Annotated in this window: 21 protein-coding genes and 1 tRNA gene; 20 read left to right on the top strand and 2 right to left on the bottom strand. The window is 71.7% G+C overall.

Translation table 11 applies throughout. The annotated features are described in order from the left end of the window. Nucleotides 1-16: 16 nt before the first annotated feature. Nucleotides 17-283, top strand: a complete 267-nt coding sequence (locus GB932_RS17615) for a DUF3039 domain-containing protein (protein WP_156761999.1) — start codon at nucleotides 17-19, stop codon at nucleotides 281-283. A 52-nt stretch (nucleotides 284-335) separates the two neighbouring features. Here GB932_RS17615 and GB932_RS17610 read toward each other — a convergent pair whose 3' ends face one another. Further along, nucleotides 336-1,658 (bottom strand): nicotinate phosphoribosyltransferase, encoded by a 1,323-nt coding sequence (locus tag GB932_RS17610; protein ID WP_156761998.1) that lies wholly within the window; start codon nucleotides 1,656-1,658, stop codon nucleotides 336-338. A gap of 50 nt (nucleotides 1,659-1,708) precedes the next feature. Between GB932_RS17610 and murI the strand changes: the two genes are divergently transcribed. The 14 genes from murI (at nucleotide 1,709) to GB932_RS17540 (ending at nucleotide 12,082) form a co-directional block, all read left to right on the top strand. After that, a complete protein-coding gene (gene murI / locus GB932_RS17605) occupies nucleotides 1,709-2,554 on the top strand; it encodes a glutamate racemase (protein ID WP_156761997.1) in 846 nt (281 codons plus the stop codon). Between the two features lie 22 nt (nucleotides 2,555-2,576). After that, nucleotides 2,577-3,311 (top strand): ribonuclease PH, encoded by a 735-nt coding sequence (rph, locus tag GB932_RS17600; protein ID WP_156761996.1) that lies wholly within the window; start codon nucleotides 2,577-2,579, stop codon nucleotides 3,309-3,311. Further along, nucleotides 3,308-3,895, top strand: coding sequence for an RdgB/HAM1 family non-canonical purine NTP pyrophosphatase (gene rdgB, locus GB932_RS17595; protein WP_156761995.1), 588 nt, complete (start codon nucleotides 3,308-3,310; stop codon nucleotides 3,893-3,895). The genes rph and rdgB overlap by 4 nt, the downstream gene beginning before the upstream one ends. 86 nt (nucleotides 3,896-3,981) lie before the next feature. Further along, nucleotides 3,982-5,415: an RNB domain-containing ribonuclease gene (locus tag GB932_RS17590; RefSeq protein ID WP_156761994.1), complete on the top strand. Its 1,434-nt coding sequence runs from the start codon at nucleotides 3,982-3,984 to the stop codon at nucleotides 5,413-5,415. A gap of 103 nt (nucleotides 5,416-5,518) precedes the next feature. Continuing rightward, nucleotides 5,519-6,940: a sugar porter family MFS transporter gene (locus GB932_RS17585; RefSeq protein ID WP_197517549.1), complete on the top strand. Its 1,422-nt coding sequence runs from the start codon at nucleotides 5,519-5,521 to the stop codon at nucleotides 6,938-6,940. Nucleotides 6,941-6,965: 25 nt separating this feature from the next. Continuing rightward, nucleotides 6,966-7,050: transfer RNA gene (locus tag GB932_RS17580), tRNA-Leu, on the top strand. 15 nt (nucleotides 7,051-7,065) lie between these two features. After that, nucleotides 7,066-7,533 carry a low molecular weight protein-tyrosine-phosphatase gene (locus GB932_RS17575; protein WP_156761993.1) on the top strand — a complete coding sequence of 156 codons (468 nt, stop codon included), beginning with the start codon at nucleotides 7,066-7,068 and terminating at the stop codon, nucleotides 7,531-7,533. A 79-nt stretch (nucleotides 7,534-7,612) separates the two neighbouring features. Beyond that, on the top strand, nucleotides 7,613-8,809 hold the full coding sequence (locus tag GB932_RS17570) for a TadA family conjugal transfer-associated ATPase (RefSeq protein WP_438616722.1): 1,197 nt from the start codon (nucleotides 7,613-7,615) through the stop codon (nucleotides 8,807-8,809). Then, nucleotides 8,806-9,681: a type II secretion system F family protein gene (locus GB932_RS17565; RefSeq protein ID WP_156761992.1), complete on the top strand. Its 876-nt coding sequence runs from the start codon at nucleotides 8,806-8,808 to the stop codon at nucleotides 9,679-9,681. The genes GB932_RS17570 and GB932_RS17565 overlap by 4 nt, the downstream gene beginning before the upstream one ends. Further along, nucleotides 9,678-10,619 (top strand): type II secretion system F family protein, encoded by a 942-nt coding sequence (locus tag GB932_RS17560; protein ID WP_156761991.1) that lies wholly within the window; start codon nucleotides 9,678-9,680, stop codon nucleotides 10,617-10,619. The genes GB932_RS17565 and GB932_RS17560 overlap by 4 nt, the downstream gene beginning before the upstream one ends. Nucleotides 10,620-10,640: 21 nt before the next feature. Further along, nucleotides 10,641-10,853, top strand: a complete 213-nt coding sequence (locus GB932_RS17555; RefSeq protein ID WP_156761990.1) for a hypothetical protein — start codon at nucleotides 10,641-10,643, stop codon at nucleotides 10,851-10,853. Further along, nucleotides 10,853-11,245 carry a TadE family protein gene (locus GB932_RS17550; protein WP_156761989.1) on the top strand — a complete coding sequence of 131 codons (393 nt, stop codon included), beginning with the start codon at nucleotides 10,853-10,855 and terminating at the stop codon, nucleotides 11,243-11,245. The genes GB932_RS17555 and GB932_RS17550 overlap by 1 nt, the downstream gene beginning before the upstream one ends. Beyond that, nucleotides 11,220-11,660 carry a TadE family protein gene (locus GB932_RS17545; RefSeq protein ID WP_156761988.1) on the top strand — a complete coding sequence of 147 codons (441 nt, stop codon included), beginning with the start codon at nucleotides 11,220-11,222 and terminating at the stop codon, nucleotides 11,658-11,660. Before GB932_RS17550 ends, GB932_RS17545 begins: the two co-directional genes overlap by 26 nt. Continuing rightward, a complete protein-coding gene (locus GB932_RS17540) occupies nucleotides 11,660-12,082 on the top strand; it encodes a pilus assembly protein TadG-related protein (protein WP_156761987.1) in 423 nt (140 codons plus the stop codon). Before GB932_RS17545 ends, GB932_RS17540 begins: the two co-directional genes overlap by 1 nt. On the opposite strand, the gene GB932_RS17535 is transcribed toward GB932_RS17540, so the two are convergent. Beyond that, nucleotides 12,083-13,375: an MFS transporter gene (locus GB932_RS17535; RefSeq protein ID WP_231916288.1), complete on the bottom strand. Its 1,293-nt coding sequence runs from the start codon at nucleotides 13,373-13,375 to the stop codon at nucleotides 12,083-12,085. Nucleotides 13,376-13,434: 59 nt separating this feature from the next. Between GB932_RS17535 and prfB the strand changes: the two genes are divergently transcribed. The 5 genes from prfB to GB932_RS17510 all read left to right on the top strand — a co-directional run bounded on the left by prfB (nucleotide 13,435) and on the right by GB932_RS17510 (nucleotide 18,682). After that, a complete protein-coding gene (prfB, locus tag GB932_RS17530; protein ID WP_156761986.1) occupies nucleotides 13,435-14,544 on the top strand; it encodes a peptide chain release factor 2 in 1,110 nt (369 codons plus the stop codon). Nucleotides 14,545-14,549: 5 nt separating this feature from the next. Then, nucleotides 14,550-15,026 (top strand): DNA polymerase III subunit gamma/tau, encoded by a 477-nt coding sequence (locus tag GB932_RS17525; RefSeq protein WP_156761985.1) that lies wholly within the window; start codon nucleotides 14,550-14,552, stop codon nucleotides 15,024-15,026. Beyond that, entirely contained in the window at nucleotides 15,023-15,364 is a 342-nt protein-coding gene (locus tag GB932_RS17520) for a hypothetical protein (RefSeq protein WP_156761984.1), read from the top strand. Before GB932_RS17525 ends, GB932_RS17520 begins: the two co-directional genes overlap by 4 nt. A gap of 101 nt (nucleotides 15,365-15,465) precedes the next feature. Next, on the top strand, nucleotides 15,466-17,055 hold the full coding sequence (serA, locus tag GB932_RS17515; RefSeq protein WP_156761983.1) for a phosphoglycerate dehydrogenase: 1,590 nt from the start codon (nucleotides 15,466-15,468) through the stop codon (nucleotides 17,053-17,055). Nucleotides 17,056-17,152: 97 nt separating this feature from the next. After that, entirely contained in the window at nucleotides 17,153-18,682 is a 1,530-nt protein-coding gene (locus tag GB932_RS17510) for an MFS transporter (RefSeq protein ID WP_231916287.1), read from the top strand. Nucleotides 18,683-18,714: the final 32 nt, after the last annotated feature.

Below are 18,714 nucleotides of genomic sequence, written 5' to 3'. Positions count from 1 at the left end.
CCTTTACACTCGGAGCATGAGCACGCCACTCGACAGCCCCGACCGGGGCGGCACCTCCGTCCTCGACCGCGAACTCGAAGAGCTCATCGAGGAGCAGACGCACGATCCGGGTGATCACGAGCGCTTCAGTCATTATGTGCAGAAGGACAAGATCGTGGAGTCGGCGATCACGGGCAAGCCCGTGCGGGCCCTCTGCGGCAAGAAGTGGACCCCAGGGCGCGACCCTGAGAAGTTCCCCGTCTGCCCGACGTGCAAGGAGATCTACGAGTCGCTCACGAAGTGACGTCGTCTGACACCGAGGCGGTCCGCACCGGCGCGGACCGCCTCGTCGGGTGTCAGGGGGTCGCGGCGATCGTCGGGAGCGCGGGATCCGACTTGCTGAGCGCGAGGGCGTGCACGGGGAGCTCGCGGCGCACCGCGAGGTGATGTTCGCGCGCGGCGCGGACGCCGGCCGGGCCCTCGTGGCCCGCGTCGAACTCGCCTGACGTCACGAACGGCACGACGAGCGGCCGGTCGTCCGAATCGGGCGCGGGACCCGCCTCGACGCGGAGCGCGTCGGATACGCGCACGACCTCGGCGGTCGCGACTCCGTGGTCGATGCGGCGATACGCCGTCTTGCGGCCGCCGCGCGATCCCTTGTCCTGCGCCTTCTTCGCGACCGACACCCACTCGCCGGACGCGTTCTCGCGCGCGACCAGCTTGTACACGAGCCCCGCCGTCGGATAGCCGGATCCCGTCACGAGCGAGGTGCCGACGCCGTACGCGTCGACGGGTGAGGCCGCGAGCGCGGCGATCGCGTACTCGTCGAGGTCGCTCGTCACGGTGACCCGCGTGCGCGTGTTCCCCAGCTCGTCGAGCTGATCGCGCACGGCCGCGGCGACGAGGGGGAGATCGCCCGAGTCGATGCGCACCCCGCCGAGCTCGCGTCCGCCGATCTCGACGGCGCGGCGCACGCCCTCGGGGATGTCGTAGGTGTCGACGAGGAGCGTCGTGCCGGCGCCCATCGCGTCGACCTGGGCGCGGAAGGCATCGACCTCTGTGTCGTGCAGCAGGGTCCACGCGTGCGCGGCCGTGCCCATCGTCGGCACGCCCCATGTGCGGCCCGCCTCGAGGTTGCTCGTGGCCGTGAAGCCGGCGATGTAGGCGGCGCGCGCCGCCGCGACTGCGCCGTGCTCGGGGGCGCGGCGGGATCCCATCTCGGCGAGCGGGCGCTCGCCGGCCGCGACGCTCATGCGGGCGGCCGCCGTCGCGACGGCCGAGTCGTAGTTGAGGACGCTGAGGGCGAGGGTCTCGAGGATCACGGCGTCGGCGAAGCTCCCCTCGACCGTGAGGAGGGGGGATCCGGGGAAGTACAGCTCGCCCTCGCGGTAGCCCTCGATGGATCCGCCGAAGCGGTACCCCTCGAGGTAGGCGACTGTCGAGGCGCTCACGATGTTCTCGTCGCGCAGGAAGCGCAGCTCGTCGTCGCCGAAGCGGAAATCGCGCAGGAGGCTCATCAGGCGTCCCTGGCCGGCGACGACGCCGAATCGCCGCCCGCCCGAGAGACGACGCCCGAAGAGCTCGAAGACGCAGCGGCGGTGCGCGGTGCCGTCCCGGAGGGAGGCGTCGAGCATCGTGAGTTCGTAGCGGTCCGTCAGGAGCGCCGTCGAGGCAGACATGCACGCCACTCTAGCGGCGAGCCCGCGGGCGCGGCGCGTAGGGTGGAGGGGTGGACAACTCGCCGATCGGGATCTTCGATTCAGGCGTCGGCGGACTCACCGTGGCGCGCGCCGTGCGCGATCTGCTGCCGCGCGAGTCCCTCCTCTACGTGGGTGACACCCTGCATTCGCCGTACGGGCCGAAGCCCATCGCCGATGTGCGTCGCTACGGGCTCGAGGTGCTCGACACGCTCGTCGAGCAGGGCGTGAAGATGCTCGTCATCGCGTGCAACACGGCGTCCGCCGCGCTCCTGCACGACGCGCGCGAGCGCTATGACGTGCCCGTCGTCGAGGTGATCCGGCCGGCCGTGCGCACGGCGATCGCGACGAGCCGCAGCGGCCGCATCGGCGTCATCGGCACGGCCGGCACGATCGGATCCGGCGCGTACCAGGACATGCTCCGCATCAGCCCCGGCATCGAGGTGTTCCCGGCGGCCTGCCCCCGCTTCGTCGAGTTCGTCGAATCGGGCGTGACCCAGTCACCGGAGTTGTTCGCGGTCGCGGCCGAGTATCTCGCGCCGCTGCAGGATGCGGACGTCGACACCGTCGTGCTCGGCTGCACCCACTACCCGTTCCTCAGGGGCGCGATCAGCTACATCATGGGATCGGAGGTGTCGCTCGTCTCGAGCGACACGGAGACGGCGAAGGACGTCTTCCGCGAGCTCGTCGCGCGGGACCTCCTCGCGGGTCCCGATGCGATCCCGACCCACACATACGAGGCGACGGGGGCCGACTCCACAGGCTTCGTCGCTCTCGCCAACCGCCTGCTGGGCGCCGAGGTGCGCGATGTGCGCCTCGTCCGCACCGGCCAGATCGACCTCCGCGAACTGCGCGGCACCACAGGCCTCACCTCCTGAAGACGACCCGAAGGGATCCGATATGACCACGCGTGCCGACGGACGCACCCCCGATGAGCTCCGCCCTGTGACGATCGAGCGCGGCTGGAGCGCGCAGGCCGAGGGCTCTGCGCTCATCAGCTTCGGCGACACGAAGGTGCTGTGCACCGCGAGCTTCACGAACGGCGTGCCGCGCTGGCTCACGGGCAAGGGCAAAGGGTGGGTGACGGCGGAGTACGCGATGCTGCCGCGCGCCACGAACGAGCGCTCGACGCGCGAGAGCATCAAGGGCAAGGTCGGCGGTCGCACGCACGAGATCTCGCGCCTCATCGGCCGCGCGCTGCGCGCCGTCGTCGACACGAAGGCGCTCGGCGAGAACACGATCGTCATCGACTGCGACGTCCTGCAGGCCGATGGCGGAACCCGCACGGCGTCGATCACGGGCGCGTTCGTCGCCCTCACCGACGCGATCGAATGGGGGCGCGAGAAGGGCTTCATCGCGAAGAAGGCGACGCCGCTCTCGGACAGCGTCGCGGCGATCTCGGTCGGCATCATCGACGGCGCACCGATGCTCGATCTGCCGTATGAGGAGGACTCCCGTGCCGAGACCGACATGAACATCGTCATGACGGGATCCGGGAAGTTCATCGAGGTGCAGGGCACCGCGGAGGGCGCGCCGTTCGACAAGGCCGAGCTCGACCGCCTGCTCGAGCTCGGCGCGCAGGGGTGCGCCGACCTCACCGAGATCCAGAAGAGCGCCCTCGGGGCGGCCCTGTGACGCGGATCGTCCTCGCGACGCACAACGCGCACAAGGTCGCCGAGCTGCAGGGCATCGTCTCGCGCGTGCGCCCCGACGTCGAGGTCGTCGGGTATGACGGCCCTGAGCCGGTCGAGGACGGCACGACGTTCGCGCAGAACGCCCTCATCAAGGCGCGCGCCGCCGCGGCGCACACGGGCCTCGTCGCCCTCGCGGACGACTCCGGCGTGTGCGTGGACGTGCTCGGCGGATCGCCCGGCGTGTTCTCCGCCTACTGGGCCGGGCACGCCAAGGACGATGCCGCCAACCTCGCGCTTCTGCTCGACCAGCTGTCGGATCTCGCGCGGCCCGAGGATCGGTCGGCGCACTACACCTCGGTGGTCGCGCTCGTGACGCCGGGCGGCGCGGAGCACACCGTCGAGGGGATCTGGCCGGGGCGTCTCGCGACGGCGCCGCGCGGCGAGGGCGGATTCGGATACGACCCGATCTTCGTGCCCGAGGGATCGGATCGCACAGCGGCCGAGCTCACGGCGGACGAGAAGAACGCGGTCTCGCACCGCGCCCGCGCCCTCGAGGCGCTCGTGCCGCTCCTCAAGACGCTGTAGGCCGCGCGTCCACAGGTCTTCGCCGAGTCCGGCGTGAATCGCAGCGGACTCGATGAGGAACTGCGGACTCTTTGTAGTCTGGCTGCATGACCGCGCGCTCCGCTCGACTGTCGCCGTCCGCCGCCGCCCTCGCCGAGTCGTTCGCGGCGCTGCGGGCCGAGATCGGGGTTCCCGATGCGTACCCGCCGGAGGCGGTGGGCGAGGCCGAGCGGGTCGTCGCGGCGAGTGAGGCGGTCGACGGATCCGACGCCGCCCGCGTCGACCTCGGGGATCTTCCGTTCCACACGATCGATCCCGAGGGATCCCGTGACCTCGACCAGGCGATGCACCTCTCGCGAGACGGCGACGGCTTCGTCGTGCGCTACGCGATCGCCGACCTCGCCGCGTTCGTCGCGCCGGGAGGCGCCCTCGATCGCGAGACGCGCGAGCGCGGCCAGACGCTGTACGCGCCCGACGGATCCACGGGGCTGCATCCGGATCCGATCGCGCACGACGGCGCCTCGCTGCTGCCCGACGAACGGCGCCGGGCGTATGTCTGGCGCTTCGCGCTCGCCGCCGACGGCCGCGTCGCGGAGACCGCGCTCGAGCGCGCGTGGGTGCGGTCGGTCCGGCGCTGGACCTACGACGAGGCGCAGGCCGCGATCGACGACGGATCCGCCCCGGACGAGATCGCCCTGCTCGCCGAGATCGGGCCGTTGCGCGTCGGGCTCGAGGCCGCCCGCGGCGGAGCCAGCCTCAGCGTTCCCGAGGAGGAGGTGCTCGAGGAGGACGGCCGCTACGTGCTGCGGGCCCGAATCTCGCTCGACGTGGAGGAGTGGAACGCGCAGGTCTCGCTCATGACGGGCATGCAGGCGGCGCGCCTCATGCTCGATGCGGGCGTCGGGATCCTCCGCACGATGCCGCGGCCCGAGGACGACGCGATCGCCGAGTTCCGGCGCCGCGCCCGCATGCTCGGCCGGCCGTGGGGCGAGGGCGTCGACTACGGCGCGTACCTGCGCGGGCTCGACAGGGCGGATCCCGTGACCTCCGCGATCATGCACGCCGCGACCGCGCTGTTCCGCGGCGCCGGCTACGCGGCGTTCGACGGCGAGCCGCCGGAGGAGATCGAGCAGGCCGCGATCGGCGCGCCCTATGCGCACGCGACGGCGCCGCTGCGGCGCCTCGTCGATCGATACGTGCTCGCCATCTGCGAGGCCGAGGCGAACGGGAGGGATGTGCCCGGCTGGGCCCGCGATGCGCTGGAGGAGCTGCCTCCGATCATGCAGAGGACGGGAACGCTCGCGGGCCGCCTCGAGAACGGCTGCGTCGACCGCGTGGAGGCCGCCGTGCTGTCGAGCCGCATCGGCGACGCGTTCGACGCCGTCGCCGTCGCCCGAACCGGCGGCGGCACGCGGGTGCAGATCGCGGATCCGTTCGTGACGGCGACGGTTCCGGGCTCCGCCGAGCTGGGCACCGTGATCCGAGTGCGCGTCGAGAAGGCCGATATCGCGCGCGGGGCGATCGATCTCGTGCGGGTCTGACGCCGACACGCGCGGGTGCTGTCGCGGCCGGGGCGATGCCGCTACTGTCACAGCATGAGCGCGTCGACGGAGACGCTCTCGCAGGACGCGAAGGAGCGGTGAGATGACGCAATCGGCAGCACCACGCATCCACGGGCAGGTGATCGGCATCGCGATCGCCGCCGCCCTCGGCGGATTCCTCTTCGGCTTCGACACCGCCGTCATCAACGGCGCGGTCGACGCGCTCGCCGACGAGTTCGCGCTCAGCGCCGTCGTGAAGGGCTTCGCCGTGTCGACGGCGCTGCTCGGCTGCGCGGCGGGCGCGTGGTTCGCCGGTTCGATCGCGAACAGGTACGGGCGCGTCCCCGTCATGATCGTCGCGGCCGCCCTCTTCCTCATCTCGGCGATCGGGTCCGGCCTCGCGATCGGCGTCGTCGACCTCATCATCTGGCGCGTGGTGGGAGGGCTCGGCGTCGGCGCCGCGTCGGTCATCGCGCCCGCGTACATCGCCGAGGTATCGCCCGCGCGCGTGCGCGGCCGGCTCGGATCCCTGCAGCAGCTCGCGATCGTGACCGGCATCTTCGTCGCGCTCCTGTCGAACGCCATGCTCGCCGCGTTCAGCGGGGGCGCGGGCGAGGTGCTGTGGGCGGGCCTCCCGGCCTGGCGCTGGATGTTCATGGCCGAGGCGATCCCGGCCCTCGTGTACGGCCTGATCGCGCTGCGCCTGCCCGAATCGCCGCGCTACCTCGTGCTGCGCCACGACGAGGAGAAGGCCGCGAAGGTCCTCGAGACCTACACGGGCGAGATCGACGTCGTGGGGCGCATCGGCCAGATCCGCAGCTCGCTGAACAACACCGAGAAGGAGAGCCTGAGGGATCTCGTCGGGCGCACGCTCGGCCTCAAGCCGATCGTCTGGGTCGGCATCCTGCTGAGCATGTTCCAGCAGTTCGTCGGCATCAATGTGATCTTCTACTACTCGACGACGCTCTGGAAGTCGGTCGGCTTCGACGAGTCGAGCGCCATGCTGACGAGCGTCATCGGATCCATCACGAACATCGCGACGACGATCGTCGCGATCCTCCTCGTCGACAAGGTCGGCCGCCGGGTGATGCTGCTGTTCGGATCCCTGCTCATGGCGCTCTCGCTCGGCATGATGGCCGTCGCGTTCTCGTTCGCGACGGTCATCGACGGCGAGGTGGCACTCGGCCAGCCGTGGTCGGTGATCGCGCTCATCTCCGCGAACCTCTTCATCGTCGGCTTCGGCGCGACGTGGGGGCCGATCGTCTGGGTGCTGCTGGGGGAGATGTTCCCCAATCAGATCCGCGCGAGCGCCCTCGCCGTCGCGGCCGCGGCCCAGTGGCTGGCGAACTTCTTCATCTCGACGACGTTCCCCGTCTTCAGCGACATCAGCCTGACGTTCGCCTACGGCTTCTACACGTTCTTCGCGCTGCTGTCGTTCTTCTTCGTGCTGTGGCGCGTGCCCGAGACGAAGGGGATGGAGCTCGAGGACATGTCGGACGAGGCCCACGTCAGACGCGGGACGTGAGTGAGCCTCATAGACTGAGGATCCTGCGGGCGTGGTGAAACTGGTAGACACGCAGGATTTAGGTTCCTGTGGCCTCGGCTGTGCGGGTTCGAGTCCCGCCGCCCGCACCACCGTACGCTGGGCGGATGAGCATCTCGACGATCGCCGTGGTCTGCACCGGGAACATCTGCCGCTCGCCGATGGGCGAGGTCGTGCTGCGCGACCGGCTGGCCGCGGCGGGGCTCGACGTCGAGGTCGTCTCGTCGGGCGTGAGCGCCGAGGAGGTCGGGAACCCGATCGACCCGCGCGCCGCCGATGCGCTCGCGGCGCGCGGCTATGCCGTACCCGAGCGCGCCGCGCGCTGGGTGGGCGACACCGACGACGTGGCGGCCGATCTCGTGCTCGCCATGACCGAGCGGCACCGCGACGCCCTCGTGCGCCGCGGCGCGGATCCCGAGCGCACGCGTCTCTGGATGGAGTTCGTGCCGGGCACGGCCGCGCGCGATGTCGCCGACCCCTGGTACGGCGACCGCGACGGCTTCGACGAGACGCTCGAGATCATCGAGGCCGGCGCCGAGCGGATCGTCGAGGCCGTGCGCGGATCGCGTCCCTGAAATACCAGGTCAGGGGTGGGAAATCCCCGCCTGTGGATAACTTTCGAGGCTGATCGCCGATTTCTGCAACGCTGGCCGGGTGAGTCCCGAGCAGCAGGAGATCGTCGATCGCGTCCGCGAGCGCATCCGCAGCGACCAGTCGGTCCTGGAGCGCCGTGACGTGGCGGCCGCCGATGTGCGGCGCCTGGCGATCGCCGAGATCCGGCGGCACAACGACTATGCGCTGGCCCGTGGATCCCGCCCGATCGACGACATCGACGCATCGGCGCAGGTCGTCGTCGCCTCCGTCGCGGGGTACGGCCCGCTGCAGCCGCTCCTCGACGACGACGAGATCGAGGAGATCTGGATCAACGGGCCGGGCGAGGTGTTCGTCGCGCGCGGGGGTGTGTCCGAGCGCGTGCCCCTCGAGCTCACCGACGAGCAGGTGCGCGACCTCGTCGAGCGGATGCTGCACACGACGGGGCGCCGTATCGACGTGAGCCAGCCGTTCGTGGACGCGTCGCTTCCCGACGGATCCCGCCTCCACGTCGTGCTCGCGGGCATCGCGCGCGGCCACTGGGCCGTGAACATCCGGAAGTTCCTGCCCGGTGTGCGCTCGCTCGACCGGCTCGTCGCGCTCGGCTCGATGCCGCGCGGCCTGGCGGACACGCTCGGGGAGGCGATGCGGGAGGGGCGGTCGATCCTCGTGTCGGGCGCCACCCACGCGGGGAAGACCACGCTCCTCGGCGCCCTCGTCTCGGCCTGCCGGCCCCAGCAGCGCATCGTCACCGTGGAGGAGACGTTCGAGCTGTCGATCGATGCCCCCGACCTCGTTGCGATGCAGGGCCGCCAGCCGAGCCTCGAGGGCACGGGCGAGATCACGCTGCGCCGCCTGGTGAAGGAGGCGCTGCGCATGAGGCCCGACCGGCTCGTCGTCGGCGAGGTGCGCGATGCCGAGGCCCTCGACCTGCTGCTCGCGCTCAACACGGGTCTGCCGGGCGCTGCGACGATCCACGCGAACTCGGCGGCCGATGCCCTCGTCAAGCTGTCGGCCCTGCCGCTCCTGGCCGGGCGCAACATCGACCGTGACTTCGTGCTGCCGGCCGTCGCCAGCGCGCTCGACCTCGTCGTGCACTGCGCCCGCACGCCGGAGGGCGAGCGCTACGTCGAGGAGGTCCTCGCCCCGACGGGGGAGGTCTCGGACGGGGTCGCCGTCGCGCGATCCGTGTTCCGGGCGCCCGCCGAGCGCCCGCGCGACGACCGTCGCCCGCTCAGACGAACGGAGCGGGCGGCATGATCCTCCTCCTCGGCGCGCTGCTCGGCGCGGGGCTGCTGCTGGCGTCCTCGCCGTGGCTGTGGCCGCGCGCACGCGGCGAGCGCGCCGTCCGCGAGGCGCGGGCGGGCGCGCTCTCGCGCCGTGCGACGGCCCTGCTCGAATCGGCAGGGCACGCGCACGTCGCCCCGCGCGTGCTCGGAGTCGCGATTCTCGCCTGCGCCGCGCTCGCCTCGGCGATCGCCTGGCTCGCGACGGGCGCCGCGCCCCTCGCCCTGCTCGCGGGTGCGGCGGCCGCCTTCGCCCCCGTCGTCTGGCTTCGGTCCCGGTCCGCGCGACTCGTCCGGCAGCGGCGCGCGCTCTGGCCCGATGTGTGCGATCTTCTCGTCGGATCCGTCCGCGCGGGACTGGCGCTGCCGGACGCCGTCGCGGTGCTCGGCGAGTCCGCGCCCGCGTCGCTGCGCCCCGCCTTCGCGCAGTTCGACCGCGATATGCGCGCGTCGGGACATTTCCCGTCGAGCATCGACCGCCTCAAGCAGACGCTCGCCGATCCCATGGCGGATCGGATCATCGAGACGCTCCGCATGGCGCGCGAGGTCGGCGGCACAGAGCTCGTGCCCGTCCTGCGCGCGCTGTCGACCTCGATCCGCTCCGATGCGACGCTGCGCGGCGAGGTCGAGTCGCGCCAGTCGTGGACGCGCGGCGCAGCCGTCCTCGGCGTCGTCGCGCCCTGGGTCGTCCTCGGCATGCTGTCACTGCGTCCCGAGGGCGCGGAGGCCTACGCGTCGCCGACGGGCATGGCGCTCATCGGCGTGGGAGCGGTCGTCTCGTTCGTGTCGTATCGGGTCATGCTCCGGATCGGGCGGCTCCCGGAGCCGCGGAGGTGGTTCGCATGATCCATCCCACCGAGCTCGCCCTCGCCGTGCTGCTGGGCGGGGCGCTCGGAGTCGGCCTCTGGTGCATCGCGGCGGCGCTGCCGTCGTGGCGGGCGCCCGCCCTCATCCACCGCCTCGCCCCCTACATCCGCGATGTCACGGATCCCGCGGGCACGACCTTGCCGACCGTGCTGGGCGATCCGACCGAGGCCCTCGCAGGCGGGCTGCGCTCGATGTGGAACCGTGCACAGGGGAGGTTCGCGAATCTCGCGGGCGGTTCCGACGCGCTCGAGCGCCGCCTCGCACAGGCGGGCCGCGGGGGCGACGTCGCGACGTTCCGCGGCCAGCAGCTCGCATGGGCGATCGCCGGATGCGGCGCCGGGGCCGCGCTCGTGGTCGTGGTCGCGTTCGCCGGGCGATTCACCGCGCCCGCGGTCGCGCTTCCGCTCGTCGGCGCCATCGCGGGCGCCGTCGCGCGGGACGTCATCCTCACGTCACGCGCGCGGGCGCGCATCGCCCGCATCGAGGAGGAGCTGCCGACCGTTCTCGAGTTCCTGGCGCTGTGCCTCTCGGCGGGCGAGGGCGTGTTCGGCAGCGTGCGCCGCGTCGCGGGCGTCGGGACGGGCGAGCTCACGACGGAGCTGCGCGCCGTCGCCGTCGAGGTCGACACTGGCTCGACGCTCGCCGACGCGCTCACCGCCATGACACGGCGCCTCCAGGTGCCCGTGCTGACCCGCGCGATCGATCACGCCGTCGCGGCCATCGATCGCGGCTCGCCGCTCGCCGAGACACTGCAGGCGCAGGCGGCCGACGCGCGGGAGGACGCGAAGCGCTCCCTCATCGAGACGGCAGGGCGCAAGGAGATCCTCATGATGATCCCCCTCGTGTTCGGCCTCCTGCCGCTCTCCGTCCTCTTCGCCATCTTCCCCGGCATCACGATGCTCCGTCTCGGATTCTGACACCCCACGAAAGGAACCCCCATGTTCGACCGACTCGCCACCCGCGCACACCGCGCCGCCATCCGCCTCCGCACCGCGTGGGGCGATCTCCACGAGGAGGAACGCGGTGACATCCCCGGCTGGGTGCTCGTGACGCTGATGACCGCGGCGATCGTCGTCGCCGTCTGGGCCCTCGCCGGGCCCGCCCTGACGGGCCTGTTCCAGCAGGCGATGGATCGCGTCACGGGGATGTGATGGTTCGGGAGGATCCGGCGGGCGAGCGGGGATCCGCCCCCGCGGAGTTCGTGCTCGTGAGCGTCCTGCTCTCGGCGCTCACCCTCGCCGTCCTGCAGCTCGGCCTCGCGGTCTATGCGCGCAACGTCGTGCAGGACGCCGCCGTCGAGGCCGCCTATCACGCGGCCCTCGCCGACACGAGCGATGCAGAGGCCGAGGATCGTGCGCGCGAGGTCGTCGTCCTCGCCCTCGGGGGCGACATCGTCGACGCCGCGCACATCTCACGCGCCTCGCGCGACGGCATCGAGATGGTCACCGTGACCCTCGGCGCGACGCTGCCGATCGTCGGCCTGCTCGGCATCCCTCAGGGATCGGCGGTGACCGCGCGTGCTCCCGTCGAGATCCACGGATGATCCGTCCGACCGCGGCAGCGCTTCGCTCGAGTTCCTCGCGGCGGGCCTCATTCTGCTCGTCCCGATCGTGTACCTCGTCGTCGCGCTGGGCGCCGTGCAGAACGCGGCGCTCGGCACGGAGGCGACCGCGCGGTTCGTCGCCCGGACGGTCGCGTCGGGCGCCGAGGTGACCCCCGAGCTGGTGCGCGAGTCCGTCGCGGACGCCTACGGCCTCGACGCCGCCACGCTCGAGATGAGCATCGACTGCGTGCCCGCCGCGGCCGACTGCCCGGCGGCCGGGACGACCATCGTCGTCACCGTCGGGAACACCGCCCCGCTCCCGCTCGTGCCCGAGATCTTCGGTCTCGCGGAGGCCATGAGCATCCCCGTGGACGCGACGAGCGTCTACCGCGTCGAACGCCTCGCGGAGGGCTGATGCGCACCGACATCGCATCGGACGAGACCGGCAGCGTGCTGCCCCTGATCGTGGGCTACGCGACGCTGGCGCTCGCCGTCGTGCTGCTCTGCGTCAACGCGACGTCGCTCTTCCTCGCGCAGAAGCGCATCGACGCGCTCGCCGACGCCGCGGCGCTCGCGGCATCGGACGGCTTCGACATCGTCGTCGCGGGCGACCAGGTGACGCTCCAGCTGGACCCGGACGCCGCGCGCAGTCAGGCGGAGGAGGTCATCGCCGTGTCGCCCGTCGAGGCCGAGCTCGCGGCGCTCGACGCGGTCGGCGGATCCACGGCGCGCGCGACGGTCGCGTCGACGTGGGAGCCCTTCCTCCTCGCGGTGTTCGTCCCCGACGGCGTCGCCCTCACCGCGACGGGCACGAGCCGCGCCGCCCTCGCGGGGTGATCAGCGCCGGGGGAGATACCGCGGAACCCAGCGGAGGAACGCGACCGCCCCGAGCAGGCCGATGATGCCGACGAGCCCCGTCGCGACCGACAGCGAGGCGAGCGCCGTCACGCCCGAGACGACGAGCGGCGTGACCGAGGCGCCGCCGTCGGTCAGTGTGCGCCACGCGCCGAGGAACGCGGGTGTGTTGCGCGCCGGCGCGACATCGGATCCGATCGTCAGGAGCGCGCCCGCCGACAGGCCGTTGCCGACGCCCACGACGATCGCGAACACGCCGAACCACATGGCGGCCATGTCGAGTTCGTGCGTGAAGGCGAGGCTCACGAAGGCGAGCCCCATGAGCAGCTGAGATGGCACGGTCGCCCAGATCCGGCCGAAGCGGTCCATCACCTGACCGCTCACATAGAACAGCGAGAACTCGACGGCGCCGGCGATGCCGACGATGAGCGCCGTGTTCGCCGGATCCAGCCCGATCGACAGACCCCAGAGGGGGAGGACCGCCTGGCGTCCTGCGCGCACGGACGCGAGCGAGGCCGCCGCGAGACCCAGCCGCGAGAGCACCGAGCGGTGCTCCCAGATCGTGCGGAACAGCCCGACGCGCTCGGCGGTGGGGATCGATCCCGTCACGGGCTCGCCCGTGTCCTCCGCGTCCGACTCGTCCTGCCGGGCGGAGCGCGCGGCGCGCTCGGCGGCGAGCGCGCGCTCCTCCGGATCCGGCCCGAATGCGACTAGCAGGCCCATCCCGACGAGGCAGACCGCGAAGAACCAGATCGTCGCGTGCGCGGATCCCGTCGCCCAGATGAGGGCGGCCGCCACGAGCGGCCCGGTGAACGTGCCGAGGCGGAAGGATCCCCCGACGAGGGCGAGCGCGCGGGCGCGCCGCGCGTACGGCACGCGGGCCGTCATGAAGGCGTGCCGCGCGAGGGCGAACACCGACGCGCACATCCCGACGAGGAACGTGCCGAGCCCGAGCACCGCGATATGCGGCGCGAGGAGCATCGCGGCGACGCCCACGAGCGATCCGCCCGTGGCGACGATCATCGAGCGGCGCTCGCCGAGGCGCGCCACGAGGGATCCCGCCGGGAGGTTGCCGCACAGCTGGCCGACCACGAGGGCGGCCGCGATGAGCGCGGCGACCGCCAGGTCGGCGCCGAGGGCGGCGGCGATCGAGGGCAGGACGGGCACGACCGCGCCCTGGCCCATGGAGTACAGGGCGGTGGGCGCATAGATCATCGGCCAGTAGCGGCGGATGGCGTCGGCCCCGGCGCCGCGCGAGGCGGAATCATCATTCATCGCGTGTCACGCTACCGCGCGGCCATCCCGAGCCGCCGATCGCGATAAGCTGAGACGCCATGCTTGAACTCGATCTCTCCGCCGACATCCAGGCCCTCCGCACCACCTTCGACAACATCAGCGAGGTGGTCGACGTCGACGCGCAGCGCGCCGAGATCGCGAAGCTCGAGGAGCGGGCCGCCGACCCGGATCTGTGGAGCGATCAGGAGAACGCACAGAAGGTGACGAGCCAGCTCAGTCACCGCAAGGCCGCCGTCCGCAAGATCGAGAACGCCGGCCAGCGCCTCGACGATCTCGAGGTCATGGTCGACCTCGCGAATGAGATGGAGGACGAGGACACGGCCGAGGAGGCGCGCGTCGAGCTCGCCGCCCTCGAGAAGACGATCGCCGACCTCGAGGTGCAGACGCTGCTCGACGGCGAATACGACGAGCGCGCCGCCGTCATGACGATCCGCTCGGGCGCGGGCGGCGACGACGCGACCGACTTCGCCGAGATGCTCATGCGCATGTACCTGCGGTGGGCCGAGCGCCACGACTATCCCGTCAAGGTGCTCGACACGTCGTACGCCGAGGGCGCCGGCATCAAGTCGGCCACCTTCGAGGTCAGCGCGCCGTACGCCTACGGCGTGCTCTCGGTCGAGGCCGGCACGCATCGCCTCGCGCGCATCAGCCCCTTCGGATCCGCCGACAAGCGCCAGACGAGCTTCGCCGCGGTCGAGGTGATCCCCCTCATGGAGGAGGCGCAGGAGATCACGATCCCCGAGACCGACATCCGCGTCGACGTGTTCCGCTCCTCGGGCCCCGGCGGGCAGTCGGTCAACACGACCGACTCGGCCGTGCGCATCACGCACCTCCCGACGGGCATCGTGATCTCGATGCAGAACGAGAAGTCGCAGATCCAGAACCGCGCGGCCGCGATGCGCCTCCTGCAGACGCGCCTGCTGCTCCTCCAGAAGGAGGAGGAGGCCGCGAAGAAGAAGGAGCTCGCCGGCAACATCACGGCGAGCTGGGGTGACCAGATCCGCTCCTACTTCCTCTACGGCCAGCAGCTCGTGAAGGACCTGCGCACGGGCTTCGAGATGTCGCAGCCCGACCAGGTCTTCGACGGCGACCTCGACGGGCTCATCAACGCGGGGATCCGCTGGCGCAAGCGCTCGGACGAGGACTGACCCGCATGACCTCCCGCGACGACGACGGCCTCCGCTGGGACGGAGACGACGACCCGACGCTGCACGCGACGCCGGAAGTCGAGCCGGATGCCGCGTCGGCGCCGGCGGATGAGCCGGATCCTGCCGCGGAGGAGCCGTCGGACGAGGCCCCGGCCGAGCCGGATCCCGCGCCCGCCCGCGGCGGCAGCGTCGCGCTCGTCGCGTACGGGGTGCTCGGCGGCGTCTATGCGCTCTGGACGGTCGGCTGGATCCTCGGCACCCTGCGCCTGCGCGACTGGATCGAGACCGCGACCGAGACGGTCGCCGACGTGATGTTCCGGGGCAGCATGGTGCTCGCGATCGCCGCGCCGGCCCTCTGGTTCCTCACGACGCTCGCCGCCACGCGGCGCAAGCGGGCCTGGCAGCGCTTCCTCTGGCTCGGGGCGGGCGTCGTCCTGCTCATCCCGTGGCCCTTCGTCATGGTGGGGGTGATCGGCCGATGAGCACGCACACGCGCCGCACGGCGCCGGCATGGTTCACGGCGACGATCGCCGGGATCTTCGGGCTGTTCTACGCCTACGCCATCTGGGCGGGCATCAGCTATCTCGTCGTCATGGCGCAGACGGCGTCGGCCATCGGCGGATCCCTCACGCCGGTGTCGTGGATCGCGATGATCATGACGATCATCGTCCCCATCGCGACATTCGTCATCGCCGTCCTCATCGGCCGCGGTCGCGAGGCGTGGAAGCTCATCCTGATGCTGCTCGTCGGCCTCGCGGTGACGGCGGTGTTCTGGCTGAACGTGCAGGGGTTCACGGCGACGCAGGTCGTCTTCCAGTGACACACGCGCACGGCGGCGCGCCCGACCGGCGATAGGCTGGCCTCACGGCGGCGCCCGGGGCGCGGCCGTCCCATCGCAGCGTCTTCCCGGAGGATCCCACCTTGTCGAAGCCCGTCGTCCTGCTCGCAGAACAGCTCTCACCCGCAACGATCGAGGCGCTCGGTCCCGATTTCGACGTGCGTTCGGTCGACGGAACCGATCGTCCGGCACTGTTCGACGCGCTGAGTGAGGCGGACGCCGTGCTGATCCGCTCCGCGACGAAGATGGACGAGGAGGCGATCGCCCACGCGCCGCACCTCAAGGTCATCGCGCGCGCGGGCGTCGGTCTCGACAACGTCGACATCAAGGCGGCCACGACGGCCGGTGTCATGGTCGTCAACGCGCCGACGTCGAACATCATCTCAGCGGCCGAGCTCACCTGCGGCCACATCATCAGCCTCGCGCGCCGGATCCCCGCGGCGCATGCCTCGCTCGCCGAGGGCGCGTGGAAGCGCAGCTCGTTCACGGGCGTCGAGCTGTATGAGAAGACGCTCGGCGTCGTCGGCCTCGGCCGCATCGGCGCGCTCGTCGCGGCCCGCATGCAGGGGTTCGGGATGCGGCTCGTCGCGTACGATCCGTACGTCACGGCGGCGCGCGCCCAGCAGCTCGGCGTCGAGCTGCTCTCGCTCGAGGAGCTCGTCGCCCAGGCGGACTTCCTGACGATCCACATGCCGAAGACCCCCGAGACGACGGGCATGATCGGCGAGGCCGAGCTGAAGGCGATGAAGAAGACGGCGTACGTCGTCAACGTCGCGCGCGGCGGCCTCATCGACGAGGAGGCCCTCGCGGCCGCCCTCGAGGCCGGCGAGATCGCGGGCGCGGGCATCGATGTGTTCACGAGCGAGCCGCCGGCGGACACGGCGCTCACGGGCCAGGAGCGCGCCGTCGTCACGCCCCACCTCGGCGCCTCGACGGCCGAGGCGCAGGAGAAGGCGGGCGTCTCGGTCGCGAAGTCCGTCAAGCTCGCGCTCGAGGGCGACCTCGTGCCCGATGCCGTCAACGTCGCGGGCGGTGCGATCGACCCGTTCGTCCGCCCGGGAATCGCGCTCGTCGAGAAGCTCGGCCAGGTCTTCAGCGGCATCGCACACGGCGCGCTCACGAGCCTCGAGGTCGACGTGCGCGGCGAGCTCGCCGATTATGACGTGAGCGTCTACAAGCTCGCGGCCCTCAAGGGGATCCTCACGAGCGTCGTGAGCGAGAAGGTCTCGTACGTCAACGCGCCCGTGATCGCGGAGCAGCGCGGGATCGACACGCGCATGACGGTCGAGCGGGAGAGCCCCGAGTTCCGCAACCTGACGACGCTCACGGGCACCCTGGCCGACGGCACCGTGCTCTCGGTCGCGGGCACCCTCGCCGGCACGCGCATGGTGCAGAAGCTCGTCGGCATCAACGGCTACGAGCTCGACGCGCCGCTCGCCGAGCATCATCTCGTGATCATCTACAAGGACCGGCCCGGCATCGTCGCGGTCTACGCGGAGAAGTTCGGCGAGAACGGCATCAACATCGACGGCCTGCAGGTCGCGCGCAGCGACAACGCGGAGGCGCTGTCGGTCGTGACGGTCGACAAGCGCGTCCCCGACGAGGTCATCGACGAGATCGGCGGCACCATCGACGCGCGCATCATCCGACAGATCGAGATCGTCGAGGACTGACCGGCAGGCCTCTTTCACATCGCCCCGCCCGTCACCCGACGGGCGGGGCGCCTGCTGCCCTGCGATCGCCCAGCGGAGTGGGCGAGGATCGGATCTCGTGAGCACCCCGACCGATGCCATCGCGACCGACGGACCGCGCGCCGACTGGCGCGGCTGGGCCGCGCTCGTCGTCCTCATGCTGCCCGTGCTGCTCGTCTCGATGGACAACACGATCCTCAACTTCGCCCTCCCGGCGATCGCCCGCGATCTCGAGCCCACGAGCGCGGAGCAGCTGTGGATCATCGACGCCTACTCGCTCGTGCTCGCGGGCCTGCTCGTCACCGCGGGCAGTCTCGGCGACCGGTTCGGCCGGCGGCGGATCCTCCTCGTCGGCGCGATCGGGTTCACGCTCGTGTCCGTCGGCGCCGCGTTCGCGCCGACGGCCGAGTGGCTCATCGCGGCGCGCGCGGCGATGGGCGTCTTCGGCGCGGCCCTCATGCCGTCGACGATGTCGCTCCTGCGCTCGACGTTCCGCCACCGCGAGCAGCGTCGCATCGCGATCGCCGCGTGGGCGGGCATGTTCGCGGCCGGGGGAGCGCTCGGCCCGATCATCGGCGGCTTCCTCATCGAGCACCTCCCGTGGCAGAGCGTGTTCCTGCTCGCCGTGCCGATCCTCGCCCTGATGCTGGCGCTCGCGCCGTTCTTCGTGCGCGAGAGCCGCGACCCGCGGCCCGGGCCCGTCGACGGCGGAGGGATCGTGCTGTCGATGCTCGCCCTCGGCCCGCTCGCCTATGGCATCAAGGAGATCGCCGTCGCCGGGTGGATCGGCGTCCTGCCGGTCGTCATGGGCCTCGGGTTCGGATGGCTGTTCATCCGGCGCCAGCGGCGGATCCCCCACCCGATGCTCGATCTCACGCTGTTCCGTCGGCCGAAGTTCTCCGGCTCGCTCGCGGTGAACCTGTGCTGCATCATGGCGTACATCGGGTTCCTGTACTTCGTCTCGCAGCACCTGCAGATGATCGCGGGCCTGTCGCCCATGGTCGCCGGGATCGCGCTGATCCCGGGCGCCGTGATGTCGATCGCGAGCGGATTCCTCGTGACGCCCTTCGCGAGCCGCTACCCGGCGTCCCGCGTGGTGCCGGCCGTGCTCGTCGTCGCCGTGGCGGGTCTGCTCCTCGTGGTCGTCGCCGGCGCGGAGGACGTGTGGATGCTCGTGTGGGCCTTCGTCCTGATGGGCGCGGGGGCGGGGGCCGCGCAGACCGTGTCCGGCGAGCTGATCATCTCGTCCGCGCCGCCCGACAGGGCGGGCGCCGCGAGCGCGATCAGCGAGACGGCCTACGAGTTCGGCGCCGTGCTGGGCACGTCGATCCTCGGCGGGCTCCTCACAGCCTGGTATCGGTCGACGCTCGTGGTGCCGCCGGGCGTGTCGGCCGGCGCGGCGGCGCACGCGCGGGAGACGCTCGCAGGTGCGATGAACGAGGCCGATCGGATCGGCGGATCCGCGGGCGCCGCACTGCGCGAAGCCGCCGCGGCTGCGTTCGACAGCGGGGTGGTCGCGACCTGCCTCATCGGCGCGATCCTCCTCGCCCTGGCATGCGTCGTCGCGGGCGCTACGCTGGGACGAAGCCGCACGCCCGAGCCTCGCTGACGCCGGGCGGCGGCCGTGACCGCAGAGCTGAA

The sequence above is a fragment of the Microbacterium karelineae genome, from assembly GCF_009745985.1.
Lineage (GTDB): Bacteria > Actinomycetota > Actinomycetes > Actinomycetales > Microbacteriaceae > Microbacterium > Microbacterium karelineae.
The sequence above is the reverse complement of the archived record's forward strand: the minus strand, read 5'-3'. Positions and strand labels throughout refer to the sequence as shown.